Raw genomic sequence first — 14,838 nt, forward strand, 5'->3', positions numbered from 1 at the left:
CAAACTCAGGCTTCGATGACCCAGGTATCCTTCGAGCCACCCCCTTGCGAGGAGTTGACCACGATCGAGCCTTCGCGCAGGGCGACGCGCGACAGGCCGCCGGGCAGGACCCAGGTCTTTTTTCCGGTGATGGCAAAGGGGCGCAGATCGACGTGGCGGGGGGCAATGCCGCGGTCGGTCAGCGTCGGGGCGACCGACAGCGACACCATCGGCTGGCTGATGTAGTTCGACGGATTGGCCCGCAGTTGCAGGCGGAAGGCGTCGATTTCTTCTTTGGTCGATTTTGGGCCGACCAGCAGGCCATAGCCACCGGATTCACCGACCGGCTTGACCACCAACTGATCCAGATTGTCCAGCGTGTACTGCAGGGCATCGGCTTCGCGGCAGATATGGGTCTCGACGTTCGGCAGGATCGGGTCCTGATCAAGGTAGTACTTGATGATGCGCGGCATGTAGGCATAGACCGCCTTGTCGTCGGCAACGCCGGTGCCAACGGCATTGGCCAGCGCCACATTGCCCTTGCGATAGGCCTGCATCAGGCCGGGCACACCGATCAGGCTGTCCTTGCGGAACACCTGCGGGTCGAGGAAGGCGTCATCAATGCGGCGGTAAATCGAATGGACGGCGGCCAGACCGGCGGTGGTGCGCATGTAAACGCGCTCGTTATCGACCACCAGATCGCTGGCTTCGACCAGCGGCACGCCCATTTCACGGGCGAGGAACACATGTTCGAAATAGGCCGAGTTATAAATGCCGGGGCTGAGCAGGACCACCTGCGGATCATCGACCGGCGGGGCTATTTCCTGCATCGCCGAGCGCAGCATCATGCCGTAGTTGTCCACCGGACGCAGGCGGGTCAGCTCGGTCAGGTCGGGGAAGGCGCGCAGCATCAGGTTGCGGTTTTCGATCACATAGGACACGCCCGACGGGGTGCGGGCATTGTCTTCCAGCACGCAGAAGGTTCCCTGTTCATCGCGCACAACGTCAATGCCGCAGATGTGGGCATAGGTGCCGCAGGGCACATCCATCCCGACCATGAAGTCACGATAGTTGATGTTGCCCAGCACCAGATCGGTGGGAACAACCCCGTCCTTCAGGATTTTCTGGTTGTGGTAGATGTCTTCAAGGAACAGGTTGATGGCGGCAACGCGCTGGACAACGCCTTCTTCCAGGTTTTGCCATTCGCCGGGGGTCAGCACACGCGGGATCACGTCGAACGGCAGGATGCGGTCGATGGCGTTGCGTTCGGTATAGACGGTAAAGGTGATGCCCAGATTGTGCAGCTCGTTTTCTGCTTCCTGTGCCCGCTGGCGCAGGTGGGTCAGGTCGAGACCATGCAGGCGCTCGACCAGCGCTTTCTGATCGGCTGCCCCGTCGCCCTGTGGGCGCGTGCTGGTCAGCTCGCAAAAGAAGTTGCCGGGATCATAGCCACTCAGCAGGCCGGTGGTCGGGGGGATGGTGTTTGGTTGACTCATGACAGTTCATCCATTTGCACGGCAACATCGAGGGAATGGCTTCCGCCACCGAGGATTATTCCCCGCACCGGGCTGACATCCGCATAGTCGCGGCCCCAGGCAAGGGTGACATGGTCTTCGGCGACCACCAGATCATTGGTCGGGTCCAGATCGATCCAACCAAAACCGGGACACCAGGCCGATACCCACGCATGTGAGGCATCGGCACCGATCAGGCGGTACTGACCGGGGGGAGGAAGGGTGCGCAGATAGCCCGACACATAGCGGGCAGACAGGCCCAGCGCCCGCAGGCAGGCGAGCTGGACATGGGCGAAGTCCTGACAGACTCCGCGCCGTTCCCGCAGGACATCCTGCACCGGGGTCGAAACGGCGGTCGCCCCCGGCTGGAAACGGAAATCACGATGAATGCGGCGGGTCAGGTCGCGCAGCCCGTACAGGAGGGGCTGATTGGCCGGGAACGATGGCAGGGCATAGGCGCGGGCATCGTCCAGCAGCGGGATCAGCGGGCTGGGATAGGTGAATTCACTGGCCTCGGGGGACAGCGGAAAGCCGTCGCCCAGCAACTGCCCGCGCACGTTTTCCCATGCCGGCGTGCTGTCGGGTGGTGGTGGGTAGGGCAGAGCCACTTCGACCTGACACGAGGCGGTGATGGTAAAGCTGGTGTGCGGGTCTTCGATGCTGATCTGGATGGTGGTATTGCCAAAGTGATCCAGACGGCGGCTGCGGCGCAGAGGCAGCGGGTCGCACAGGACTTCGGCCTCCAACACCCGTTGCCACGGTGTTTCGCGTGGCGTCAGGTGCAGGATGTGGTTGGCCAGATCGACCGGCTCGCCATAGGTATAGGTGGTGCGGTGGGAGATGGCGTATTTCATGGCGCAAACCCCTGAGCCGCACTGTCGGTGTCGATGCCGCTGTAGCCGAGGGTCTGCAACGCCTTGATATGGCTGAAAAAGGTGCGGGTGATGGCATCGTTCAGCCCGGCCAGGTGCTGTTCGGCACTGAACAGGTCTCCGTCCAGCCGCCTGACCACCGCCGGGTTGCCACTCATGAACTCCAGTTCCAGCGCCCAGATCACCGCCATGGCGGCATGGGCCAGCCGCAGGGCCATTTGCGCCACCGGCTGACCGTCAGGGCTGGGCAGCTTGCCCAGATGGTCGATCAGGCGGCCAATCTGGTGGGCCAGCGAGCGCGGGTTGCCTTCGTCGGCGATCACCAGATCCAGCACCGCATGCGATTGCAGGACGGTACGATAGCGTGACCGGTAGGTGATCGAGCTGTCGCACAGCTCCAGCGCCAGCCGCAGGCCGGGTTCCGCCGGGCCTGGGATGGTGCGCGCGGCCAGCCCGCGCAGGATACCTGAGGTAAACTGTGCCCGTTCCAGCTTGCGGCCCATGTCGAGGAACCGCCACCCGGCGTGGCGGGTCATGTTTTCAGCCACCATCCCGCCCAACGCCGCCAGCACGATGATCAACGAGTCCAGCGCGTCAAGGGCCCCGTCCAGATCGCGCTGTCCATTGGGGAATTTGCTGCGGGCATGGTCAAGGCGCGGGCCCAGCACATGCAACAGGTCCGGCGACAGGCGGTCGCGCACGCCGGGCAACAGGCGACCGACCGCAACCAGCAACTCGTCCAGCGCCTGTCCCGGGCTGCACGCCCGGGTGAGGGCCGACATCAGCACCGGCCCGTCCACCAGCGCTTCGGGCACCGGGCGGTCGAGCAGGCCGCGTTCGGCAAGGATCGAGCTGAGAATGGCGACTTCGGTGCGCTCGCGGGGGCCAAGGATGCCTTCGGCCAACCGGCTGATGCAACAGCGCAGCAGGCGGGCGGCGTTATCGGCCCGTTCGGCATAGCGGCCCAGCCAGTACAGGTTATCGGCCACCCGGCTGGGCAACTCGCCCGCACTGCGACGCAGAACCAGTGGCGGAGCCGGAGGCGGGGCGGGGACGACGGTATCGCCCTCGGCCGCAGTCAGCACCCACACGTCTTTACTGATACCGCCATGGGCCAGCGACAGGGCTTCGAGGCCAGAGAACTTTTCCTGCGTCCCGACGCGGGCAAAGCCGCCCGGCAGGACGGTATAGGAGCCGTCGGCGGTGGCAATCACGAACATCCGCAGGATCAGCGGACGGGGCTCCATCCTGCCGTTGCTCCACACCGGGGTGGTTGAGGGGATCGGCTTTTCCTGCACCACGAACTCGTGCGGGCGGCGGGCAATGTCGGCCAGCAAGGCATTCCGGGCCATTTCGTCCATCGCCATCGGGTCAAAGGCTTCGGTGGCCGATGACGGGAACGTCCGGCGGATCAGGCGGTTGTCCAGAAACCGCAGCCCGTCTTCCCGCGGACCCGATGTGCCGCACCACCAGCTCGGCAGCGATGGCAGCAGCAGGTTTTCCCTCAGAAGGCGTTGGGCAAGCCAGGGCAGGAAGGCCGCCAGCGCCGGGGTTTCCAGCACCCCGCAGCCGATGGCATTGCCGACCGCCAGCGTTTTGTTCCTGATTGCCTGCATGATGCCACTGGCCCCCAGGGCCGAGTCTGGCCGCAGTTCCAGCGGGTCGGTATATTCGGAATCAATCCGTCGCAGCAGCACATCGACCGGATGCAGGCCGGACAGGGTTTTCAGGAATACATGGTCGCCGCGCACTGTCAGATCGGCGCCTTCGGCCAGAATCAGGTTCAGTTCGCGTGCCAGCGAGGCATGTTCAACATAGGTTTCGCTGAACGGGCCGGGGGTCAGCAACACCATGCGCGGGTTGTCATTGTGCGCCGGGGCCATCGCTTGCAGGGCCTGTTGCCACAGTTCATAGAACGGACGCAGGCGGCGCACCGGGGCGGTGCGAAAGATTTCCGGCAGGGCGCGGGCCAGAACCAGCCGGTTTTCCAGCACAAAGCCACTGCCCGCCGGGGCATCAAGGCGGTCGGCCACCACCCGCCATTGCCCGTCCGGCCCGCGGGCCAGATCGGCGGCATAGGCGTGCAGAAAGCGGGCTCCGGGTTTCAGGGCATGGCGGGCAGCGCGCAGAAAGCGCCGGTTGCCCAGCACCAGCGACGCTGGATAGCTGCCGTCGGCCAACAGGGTTTGCGGACCGTACAGATCACGCAGGATGGCGTCAATCAGGGTGGCACGCTGCCGGAGACCCTGCGCCAGTCCTTCCCATTCCTGGGCGGGCAGGATCACCGGCAACAGGTCAAACTCCCACGGGGCGGTGGGCGGTGCCACGCCGGGAGTCCCGATCGGGGCCCGGCGGGTGATGCCGTTTTCTTCCAGATGGCGATGAATGCGTTCGATCCGTTCGCCCATGACATCACCAGGCAGGGAGCAGATGCTCCCCACCAGGGATTGCCAGTGCGAGCGGATTTGCCCTTCGCCATCGACCATTTCGTCGATGGGAGTGGCACTCGCTTGCCTGTCGATCAGATCGACATGTGTATGTTCGTCGATCAGATCGACAGTCGCCTGCTGAATGTGCTCCCCCCCGGTCCCCATGGGTCGTTATCCTGATTTTTTATGGTAGCAAACAGTGATGGCCTTGGTCCTGCGGCGTTACGGAGCGCGCCGCAGGTCGAGGGTCAGCGGGAAGTCCGGGTTGCGGGCTTCTTCGGGGGCAGGCACCGGCCCGATGCTGTGGCCGATGTTGAAGAACCGCGCCCGTCGCCGGCTTTCGGCTTCGTTGGCATTGACCGGGAAGGTTTCAAAGTTGCGCCCGCCCGGATGGGCAACGTTGTAGGTGCAGCCGCCCAGCGAGCGCCCGTTCCAGGTATCCACAATGTCGAACACCAGCGGAGCATGCGAACGGATGGTCGGATGCAGGCAGGACGGCGGTTGCCAGGCGCGATAGCGCACGCCGGCGACGAATTCGCCTTCGGTGCCGGTGCCCTGCAACGGAACCCGCACGCCGTTCACCGCCACCACATAGCGGCCTTCGACCAGATTGTTGACTTTCACCTGCATCCGTTCGACCGAGGAATCGACAAAGCGCACAGTGCCGCCGCCTGCCGGTTCTTCACCCAGCACATGCCACGGTTCCAGCGCGGTGCGCAGTTCAAGGTCAATGGTGCGGGTGGTGATCGACCCGACCGCCGGGAAGCGGAATTCCTGGTGCGGCTTGAACCAGTCGTTTTCAAACGGCAGGCCGTGATCGCGCAGGTCGGCCAGCACGTCGGTGATGTCGTCCCACACAAAATGCGGCAGCATGAAGCGGTCATGCAGCACATTGCCCCAGCGGATCAGCGGACGATCATAGGGGTGATCCCAGAAGGTCGAGATCAGCCCGCGCAGCAGCAGTTGCTGGGCAAGGCTCATTTCGGCATGGGGCGGCATTTCAAAGCCGCGCAGCTCCAGCAGACCCAGACGACCGCTGCTGCTGTCGGGCGAGAACAGCTTGTCGATGCAGAATTCGGCGCGGTGGGTGTTGCCGGTGATGTCGGTCAGCACATGGCGCAGCACGCGGTCGATCAGCCACGGCGGCGTTTCCGTGTTCTGCGGGATCTGGGCCAGCGCGATTTCCAGTTCGTGGGTGGCATCCTCGCGGGCCTCGTCCACGCGCGGGTGCTGGCTGGTCGGGCCGATAAACAGGCCCGAGAACAGGTAGCTGAGCGACGGGTGGTTATGCCAGTAGGCCAACAGGCTGCGCAGCAGGTCCGGGCGGCGCAGGAACGGGCTGTCGGCCGGGGTCGCTCCCCCAACCACCATGTGGTTGCCGCCGCCGGTGCCGACATGGCGACCGTCGATCATGAACTTTTCGGTCCCGAGGCGGGTCTGGCGGGCTTCTTCGTACAGGGTGGTGGTGGTGGAAACCAGCTCTTCCCAGCTTTCCGACGGGCAGACGTTGACTTCGATCACCCCCGGGTCCGGCGTCACCGAGAAGTGCTTCAGGCGCACGTCCTGCGGCGGCTTGTAGCCTTCCAGCATGATCGGCTGGCCGATCTTGCGGGCGGTGTCTTCCAGCGCAGTGACCAGTTCGAGATAGTCTTCGCAGGTGGTGAGCGGCGGCATGAACACATGCAGCAGGCCGTCCCGCACTTCGACGCACACGGCGGTGCGCACAATCCACGACGCCGATTCCTGTGCCGCCGGTTGACGGTTCGGGTACTGGCGGGGCCGCGATGCCGACGGACGGCCCTGATCCTGTCCGCTGCGCAGGGCATGGGTGGCGTGGGGGCTGGCGTGGGAAATGGCATCGGCGGTGCGCGGGTCGAGCATGCGGAACTGCTGGTGGGTTGGCAGCTTGCCGCGCGGTTCCAGCGGGTCGCGTTCCCAATGCCACGGGTAATCCCCTTCGCTGACCCACGGCAGGGAATCCAGTGGCAGGCGGTAGCCCATCGGGCTGTCGCCGGGGATCAGGTAACAGCGTTCGTCACGCAGGAACCACGGGCCGGAGGTCCAGCCGGAGTCCGACTTTTGCAACGGAATGACCACCCCGACGGGGGACTGCAGGCCACGGTCGAACACCCGTGCCAGACGGGCGCGGTCTTCGGCATTCGACAGGTTGGACTGGTGCGGGTCAACGTTGGAGGGCAGGCGCTGTTCTTTCCACAGGTAATACCAGACGTCTTCATAGGCGGGCATCAGCCAGCGGTCATCCAGCCGCAGGCGTTCGGCCAGCGCGTGGGCAAAGGCCTGCGAGGTTTCAAAGGTCAGCGATCCCTTTGACTCGTCACCGGCCAGCAGGGCCTGATCCTTCCAGATCGGCTCGCCATCCTTGCGCCACCAACAGCCCAAAGCCCAGCGTGGCAGGCTTTCGCCCGGATACCATTTGCCCTGTCCATAGTGCAACAACGGGCCGGTGGTCCATGTGTCGGTCAGGCGGCGCAGCAGGCGACCGGCCAGCAGGCGCTTGGTTGGCCCCAGCGCGGCAGTGGTCCATTCCTCGCCGTTCATGTCGTCAATGGAAACGAACGTCGGTTCACCGCCCATGGTCAGGCGCACATCACCGGCGGTCAGACGCTGGTCGATCTCGTGGCCCAGCGTTTCAATCGCCTTCCACTGTTCGCGGGTATAGGGCTTGGTGGTGCGGGGCGTTTCCAGCACCCGGCTGACCTCCATGTGGTGGCTGAATTCGACCTCGCACTTTTCCAGCAGGCCATCAATCGGCGCCGCCGAGCCGGGTTCCGGGGTAGCAGCCAGCGGGATGTGGCCTTCACCGGCAAACAGGCCCGAGGTCGGGTCCAGACCAACCCAGCCCGCACCGGGAAGATAGACTTCGGTCCAGGCGTGCAGGTCGGTGAAATCGGCTTCGGGGCCGCTGGGGCCGTCGAGGGCTTTCTGGTCGGCGGTCAACTGGATCAGATAGCCCGAGACAAAGCGGGCGGCAAAGCCCAGATGGCGCAAAATCTGCACCAGCAGCCAGGCGGAATCACGGCACGAGCCGGTGGCCTTTTCCAGCGTTTCTTCCGGGGTCTGCACCCCCGGCTCCATGCGGATCACATAGCTGATGTCCTGTTGCAGGCGCATGTTCAGCGCCACCAGAAAATCAACCGTCCGGATCGGGGTGGACAGGTCCACCGAGTCCACCCATGCCTTCAGGCGTGGGGTCAGCTCGCCCAGATCACGGAACGGGGCCAGTTCCTTGTCCAGCGCGTGGTCATAGTCAAAGGGCACCTGTTCGGCGCTGGGTTCCAGAAAGAAATCGAACGGATTGATCACCGCCATGTCGGCGACCAGATCAACGGTGACTTCAAAGCTGGTGGTCTTTTCCGGGAACACCAGCCGGGCAAGGAAATTCCCCTGCGGGTCCTGTTGCCAGTTCAGGAAATGGGTCGAGGGCGTGACCTTCAGCGAATAGCTGAGGATCGGGGTCCGGCTGTGCGGGGCAGGGCGCAGGCGGACGACCTGAGCACCCAGCGAGATGGGACGGTCATAGTGATAGGCGGTGCGATGAGTCAGGGCCACATGAATAGACATGATCAGAACGTCCGCTGCTGAAATGGGGAGGTGGCGAGAGGCAGAAGGGCGGGATCAGGCGGGGATAATGGGCGAAGGGACGTGCCCGCAGGCAAAAGAAGAGTTTGTGACAGGGCCGGGACAAGACTGCGGCGGAAACAAACGACCGACAGGGGACGGCATGTCCGGAGGGAAAGGCCCGCAGGGGCGCGAGGTAACGAGGTGGGGGGCCATACAAAAAGATCAAAAAATGCGGCTACCGGAGTTCGGCGGCGTAGGCAAGGGCGAGAGGAAAAGGATGTGTCTCGCCAGAGAGAAACATCAAGCCTTGGCAGAAGAACGGCATATCGCCTATGAAAGAGGCATTCCAGAAAACGGAACAATGGCACGAAGCGGGGCCTCCCCGTCAAAGGAACCGTGATGGTTGATGGTGATGCAAAACATGGGCCAATGCAAGCAAACGTCCGTTCTGTTGCGGTGATCGGTGGCGGTCCCGCCGGGCTGATGGCCGCCGAACGGGTTGCTGAAGCGGGATACCGTGTTGATGTTTACGAGCGTATGCCCTCCGTCGGGCGCAAAATCCTGATGGCGGGGAAGACCGGCCTCAACCTGACGCATTCCGAACCGCAGGCCGACTTTCTGGCCCGCTATGGCACGCAGGCTGCCACTCTTGCAGGCATTGTGCGCAGTTTCGATGCACAGGCGGTGCGCGATTGGGCGGCAGGGCTGGGAGTGGAAACCTATGTGGGGTCCTCTGGGCGGGTGTTTCCGCGCGAAATGAAGGCCGCGCCGTTGTTGCGGGCGTGGGTGCGGCGGTTGCGGACGCTGGGGGTGCGGTTCCATGTCCGCCACCGCTGGACCGGCTGGCAGGCCGATGGCAGTCTGTGTTTTGAAGGCCCGGAGGGGCAGGCGGTGATCTGCCCGCCCCCGGCGGCAACCGTGCTGGCGCTGGGTGGGGGCAGTTGGGCCTCGCTGGGTTCGGATGGGGCGTGGTGCCCGCTGCTGGCGGCAGCAGGGGCCGGGGTGGCTCCGCTGCGTCCGGCAAACTGCGGCTTCGAGGTCGTCTGGTCGCCGGTGCTGCGTGACCGCTTTGCTGGCGAGCCGGTGAAGACAGTGGTGGCCCGGTATGGCGAGGTCAGCAAACCGGGTGAGTTCGTTCTGTCCCGCGACGGGGTGGAGGGCAGCCTGATTTATGCCTTCTCGGCAGCCTTGCGCGATGCCTGTGAACGGGACGGGCAGGCGGTGTTGTCGCTGGACCTGCTGCCGGGGCGGGACAGTGAGCGTTTGCGGCAGGATTTGCGCCGTCCCCGTGGCAGCTTGTCGGCGTCGTCGTACTTGAAAAAGGCGCTGGGGTTGGAGGGGGTGAAGGCCGCGTTGGTACGGGAAATTCTGGGGCCCAGCCTGCTCGATCATCCCGAGCGGTTGATCCGTACCCTGAAAGACTTTCCGCTGACCGTCCTGCGGCCGCGCCCGATCGACGAGGCCATCAGCACCGCCGGAGGGGTGATGTTTGGCTCGATGACCCCGGAGCTGATGCTGACCACCCGGCCCGGCGTGTTTTGTTGTGGTGAAATGCTGGACTGGGAAGCCCCCACCGGCGGCTATCTGCTGACCGCTTGCTTTGCCACCGGGGCCTGGGTGGGGGATGCGGTGGTGCGCTGGGGGCAGAAATGATCACCACACCGGCGGGGTGGTGATCCACAGAACGCGGGTTTGTCCGTCGGCCAGATTGCGGAAGCGATGGGGCAGCGGGCTTTCAAAGTAAAAGGAATCGCCTTCGGCCAGCCGGTAAATCGAGCCGTCGATGTGGATTTCCAGCCGCCCTTCCAGCACCACGCCGCATTCCTCGCCTTCGTGATGATAGGTGTCGTCCCCCGAGCCGCCGTTCGGTTCGAGGGTGATTTCCATCACCTGCAACACGCCTTCGTTATGGGCGTTGAGGAATTCCTTCACCATCCCCTTGGCACCAAAGCTGACCCGCCGCCGCTGATTGACGCGTACGATACGGCGGGCTTCCTGTTCAACGGCGGCTTCCGAACCGTTGAACAAGGCATGGACCGGCATGTCCAGCACCGCGCAGATCAGGCGCAGCGCCCGGATCGACGGCGAGGATATGCCGCGCTCGATCTGGCTGAGCAACCCGACCGAAATGTTGACCATCTCGGCGACCTGTTGCAGTGACAGGTTTTGCGCCTGCCGGGCCTTGCGGATGGCAAGCCCCAGCGAACGGTCATCCTCGCTAATGTCGTCTTCGGCGGTCGGTAAGGGTGACACGGGGGCGGCGGGAATGTCGATCATGGGCTGGCATCACAATGTTGAAAATAGGGAGTGGAAAACGGATTGTTCTGTCGTTTCCGTGAAAACGGCAAGTTCGGTTGCAAGGGGAGTGCTATCCTGAAAGATCGCCAGAAGCGGGAAGCCGACTATACGGGACTTTGCAGGGGAAGGCAATTTCCTGTGCAACGGTTCGCTGTGAGGACGCATCATTTTTTCATCTCCCTGAAAAAAATCTCCTAATCATGTTGCAAGATACGATCATTTCAGTACAGTGAAAAAACCGACTGCGGTAGTCGGGACGAACGCAGGGCTCGCCAGCCGATCGAGGAGTCTCCTCGACCCTGCCCGGCGGTGCGCTTGACGACGATATTGTCCTCATCTCACATAGGGGCTTGTTTCATGCATATGAAAAAGAAGATCGTGTCTGCCGCTTTTGCTGTCCTGAGTTGTTGTGTGGCGACATGGGCCGTTCCGGCGGTGGCCGCCGATACTCTGGTGGTCGGGGTGACCACCACCGGCGTTCCGTTCACCTTCATGGATACGGCGACGCAAAAGCCGTCCGGGGCGATGGTTGACCTCGCCGCTGCCATTGCCGAAGATAACGGCATGAGCGTGCAGTTTGAACAGGTGGCTTTTTCGGCCCTGATCCCGTCGCTGACCTCGGGCAAGATCAACATCATTTCCGCCGGGATGCTGGCGACCGACAAGCGCCGCGAAGTGGTGGATTTCAGCCTGCCGGTTTACACCTATGGCGAAGGGATGTTCGTCGCGGCCACTGATGCCAAGGAATACCTGCTGTCGGACCTGAAGGGCGAAGTGGTCGGGGCCCAGATCGGTACTTCGTTTGCCGAAGCCCTGAAGGCCACCGGTACCTTCAGTGAAGTGAAGCTTTATGACAGCATCGCCGACATCATGCGTGACGTGAAGCTGGGCCGCATCAAGGCCGGGTTCGGCGATCAGCCGATTGTTTCCTATCAGATCAGCAAGAACCCCGATCTCGGCATCCGTCTGGTGAAGTCCTATCAGCCGCTGAAGCCCGGTGATGTTTCACTGGCCGTTGCCAAGGACAACGCAGCGCTGCTGGAAAAGGTCAACGCCTCGATCCGCAAACTGCAGGAAACCGGCAAACTGTCGGAAATTCTGGCCAAATATAGCCTGTAATTTCGTGAAAATGCTCTGAAGGTGCTGACGGGAAGGGCCTTTGACCACGCCACCCCTTCCTGTACGCCCCTTTGGGGAAAAGACCCTGTAAAGGCATAGGCCATGGAAAAATTTCTGACACATGCCACCGAGTATTTACCCATCCTGCTGCAAGGCTTGTGGATGACGGTGGCGGTTACGGTGCTGGCAGCGGTGCTGGCATCGGTTTTAGGGGTGGTGTGGGCGCTGTTGCGGACGTCGGGCGTTCGCTGGCTGGCGGTGCCAGCGCGGACGTTCGTCGAATTCATTCGTGGCATCCCGATTCTGGTGGTGCTGTTCTATATCTATTTCGTCATGCCGGAAATCGGCATCGACCTGACCGCCTTTCAGGCCGGGGTGATTGGTCTGGCGCTGACCTATTCCTGCTATATCGGTGAGACGTTCCGCGCCGGGATCGAGGCCGTTGACAAGGGGCAGATCGAAGCCGCCATGTCGATCGGCATGCGCCGCCCGATGATGATGCGCCGGGTGATCCTGCCGCAGGCGTTCCGCATTGTCGTTCCGCCCTATGCCAACAACATCGTGATGCTGCTGAAGGATTCTTCGCAGGTGTCGGTGATTTCGGTGGCCGAGCTGACCATGCAGGGCAAGATGCTGGCGTCTTCGACCTTTGACAACATGACGGTCTTCACGCTGGTGGCCTTGCTGTACCTGTGCCTGACCATTCCCCTGAACAGCCTGATGAGCCGCGTTGAACGTGCCCTGCGGAGGTCGCGATGATCGTTTTTGATGATGTGCACAAATCCTATGGCACCTTTGAAGTCCTGAAAGGGATTTCGGCGACGGTTGAAAAGGGTGAAGTGGTGTGCCTGATCGGGCCGTCAGGCTCGGGCAAGTCCACCCTGCTGCGCTGTGTCAACGGGCTGGAAAGCTATCAAAAGGGCCGGATCACCGTTGATGGCCTGCTGGTCGATGTCAATGATCCGACCATTCATGCCCTGCGGACGCGGGTGGCCAAGGTGTTCCAGCGCTTTAACCTGTTCCCGCACCGCACGGCGCTGGAAAATGTCATCGAAGGCCCGGTGCATGTGCTGGGGCAGCCAAAGGCCGAAGCCCGCGACTATGCACTGGAGTTGCTGGCGCGGGTCGGGCTGTCGCACAAGATTGATGCCTATCCGGCAGCCCTGTCCGGCGGTCAGCAACAGCGGGTGGCGATTGCCCGCGCCCTGGCGATGCGCCCCGAGGCGATCCTGTTCGATGAACCGACCTCGGCGCTTGACCCGGAAATGGTCGGGGACGTGTTGCAGGTGATGCGCTCGCTGGCCGATGAGCACATGACCATGCTGGTGGTGACGCACGAAATCCAGTTCGCCCGCGAAGTGGCCGACCGGGTTCTGTTTCTCGATGGCGGTACGATCGTCGAACAGGGAACCGCCGATCAGGTTCTGCGTGCACCGCAGAACGAGCGCACCCAGGACTTCCTGCGCCGGGTGACCCACCCGGTTTGAGTGGGGTTGGATGAACAGCCCTAGAGCAGCGTGCGTTAAACCGGACGCGGGCACGCTGCTCTAAGCTTTTGTTTTATCGCATTGTTCTTGCGAAAACCGGTTCCCACTTTTCGCACAATGCTCCAGGAGGGGAACAGGATGAGTAACGGGTATGGGGTGCCGTCCGTCTGGGCGGCAACGGCACCAGAGGAGCCGGTAACGCCGCCGCTGACCGAAACGGTGACGGCGGATGTGGCGGTGATCGGGGCCGGGATTACCGGCCTGACCGCGGCCCTGCGGCTGGCCTGCGCCGGAACGTCGGTGGTGGTGGTGGACCGGCAGGGGCCGGGCTATGGGGCGTCAGGGCGCAACGGCGGGCAGGTGATTCCGGGGCTGAAATATGATCCCCCGATGCTGGACAAGCTGTACGGGCCGGAAACGACTGCCTTTGTCGGGGCCACCGCCGATGTGGTGTTCGATCTGGTCGCCCGCCATGGCCTTGAGTGCGAGGCGGCGCGTGATGGCTGGATTCAGGCCACCGTCAAGCAGGCCCATCTGCCCACCCTGCAGGCCCGCATGCAGGCATGGCAGCAACGGGGCGCGCCGGTCGAAATGCTCGATGCTGCGGGCATGAAAGCCAAAATCGGCAGTGAGGGTTTCGTCGGTGGCTGGCTGGATGGTCGGGCCGGACGGCTGCACCCGCTGAAGTACTGTTATGGATTGGCGCGGGCGGTGTTGCAGGCTGGCGGGCGGATTCACGGCCAGACCAGCGTGGTGTCGATGGAGCGCCATGGCGCGCTGTGGCACCTGAAGATGGCCAGCGGTACCGAGGTGCGGGCCGCACAGGTTGTGGTGGCGACCAATGGCTATACCGACAGCCTGTGGCCGCAGTTGAAGGCAACAGTGATCCCGGCGACCAGTTTTCAGGTGGCAACCGCCCCCTTGAGTGACAAGCAGCGCCAACGCATCCTGCCACAGCAGGTGGTGGTTTCTGACAGTCGGCGGATCGGGAACTATTTCCGCATCGCGCCGAATGGTGGCCTGATGCTGGGCGGACGGGGCTCATTCCGCGAGCCGCAGGGAATGGGTGACTATCGCCGCATTCTGGCTGCTCTTGAGCACTTCTTCCCCGATGTGACCGGGATGCCGATTGCACACGCCTGGTCGGGGCGGGTGGCGATGACCTATGATCACCTGCCACACCTGCACCGACCGGTGCCGACGGTGACCATGGCGCTGGGCTATAACGGGCGCGGGGTGGCGCTGGGGTCGGCGTTCGGAACGGCGATTGCCGACACGCTGCTGGACCCGACGATGCCGTTGCCCTTGCCGTTTACCGCGATCAACCCGCTGTATCTGCACGATCTTCATCCGGTTTATGCCTCGATGGCGATCTGGTATTACCGGATGCGGGATTATCTGGAGCGGTGAGCGCAAAAGTGGTCCCGGTTTTGCGCGCAATCACTGCGACAAACGAAAGAGGCAGATCAGTATGCATTACATTGAATGCATACTGATCTGGGGCGGTGAGCGCAAAAGTGGTTCCGGTTTTGCGCGCAATCACTGCGACAAACCAAAG

The 14,838-nt window shown here is 63.1% G+C and carries 10 protein-coding genes; 5 read left to right on the top strand and 5 right to left on the bottom strand.

What is annotated here, in order from left to right; all coding sequences use genetic code 11:
* Positions 1–5: 5 nt before the first annotated feature.
* The 4 genes from BW995_RS18710 to BW995_RS18725 are packed head-to-tail and all read right to left on the bottom strand — an operon-like array spanning position 6 to position 8,376.
* Complete coding sequence (locus BW995_RS18710; protein WP_076401962.1) at positions 6–1,475, bottom strand: circularly permuted type 2 ATP-grasp protein; 1,470 nt, start codon at positions 1,473–1,475, stop codon at positions 6–8.
* Complete coding sequence (locus tag BW995_RS18715; RefSeq protein WP_076401963.1) at positions 1,472–2,347, bottom strand: transglutaminase family protein; 876 nt, start codon at positions 2,345–2,347, stop codon at positions 1,472–1,474. Before BW995_RS18715 ends, BW995_RS18710 begins: the two co-directional genes overlap by 4 nt.
* On the bottom strand, positions 2,344–4,959 hold the full coding sequence (locus tag BW995_RS18720; protein WP_076401964.1) for a circularly permuted type 2 ATP-grasp protein: 2,616 nt from the start codon (positions 4,957–4,959) through the stop codon (positions 2,344–2,346). The genes BW995_RS18715 and BW995_RS18720 overlap by 4 nt, the downstream gene beginning before the upstream one ends.
* Positions 4,960–5,016: 57 nt before the next feature.
* Positions 5,017–8,376 carry a transglutaminase family protein gene (locus BW995_RS18725; protein WP_076401965.1) on the bottom strand — a complete coding sequence of 1,120 codons (3,360 nt, stop codon included), beginning with the start codon at positions 8,374–8,376 and terminating at the stop codon, positions 5,017–5,019.
* A 429-nt stretch (positions 8,377–8,805) separates the two neighbouring features.
* On the opposite strand from BW995_RS18725, the gene BW995_RS18735 reads away from it, so the two are divergent.
* On the top strand, positions 8,806–10,029 hold the full coding sequence (locus BW995_RS18735; RefSeq protein ID WP_076402008.1) for a TIGR03862 family flavoprotein: 1,224 nt from the start codon (positions 8,806–8,808) through the stop codon (positions 10,027–10,029).
* Here the strand turns inward: BW995_RS18735 and BW995_RS18740 are convergent, their stop codons facing one another.
* Entirely contained in the window at positions 10,030–10,653 is a 624-nt protein-coding gene (locus BW995_RS18740) for a cupin domain-containing protein (RefSeq protein ID WP_076401967.1), read from the bottom strand.
* Between the two features lie 378 nt (positions 10,654–11,031).
* Between BW995_RS18740 and BW995_RS18745 the strand changes: the two genes are divergently transcribed.
* From BW995_RS18745 to BW995_RS18760, 4 genes are all read left to right on the top strand, one after another.
* Entirely contained in the window at positions 11,032–11,793 is a 762-nt protein-coding gene (locus BW995_RS18745; protein ID WP_245821543.1) for an ABC transporter substrate-binding protein, read from the top strand.
* A gap of 102 nt (positions 11,794–11,895) precedes the next feature.
* Entirely contained in the window at positions 11,896–12,552 is a 657-nt protein-coding gene (locus BW995_RS18750) for an amino acid ABC transporter permease (protein ID WP_076401968.1), read from the top strand.
* The gene (locus BW995_RS18755) at positions 12,549–13,280 is read left to right on the top strand and encodes an amino acid ABC transporter ATP-binding protein (RefSeq protein WP_076401969.1); all 732 of its coding nucleotides are present in this window, start codon (positions 12,549–12,551) and stop codon (positions 13,278–13,280) included. Before BW995_RS18750 ends, BW995_RS18755 begins: the two co-directional genes overlap by 4 nt.
* Positions 13,281–13,418: 138 nt before the next feature.
* Positions 13,419–14,690 (top strand): NAD(P)/FAD-dependent oxidoreductase, encoded by a 1,272-nt coding sequence (locus BW995_RS18760; protein WP_076401970.1) that lies wholly within the window; start codon positions 13,419–13,421, stop codon positions 14,688–14,690.
* Positions 14,691–14,838 lie beyond the last annotated feature (148 nt).

The organism is Insolitispirillum peregrinum (genome assembly GCF_900156605.1).
Classification (GTDB): domain Bacteria; phylum Pseudomonadota; class Alphaproteobacteria; order Rhodospirillales; family Rhodospirillaceae; genus Insolitispirillum; species Insolitispirillum peregrinum.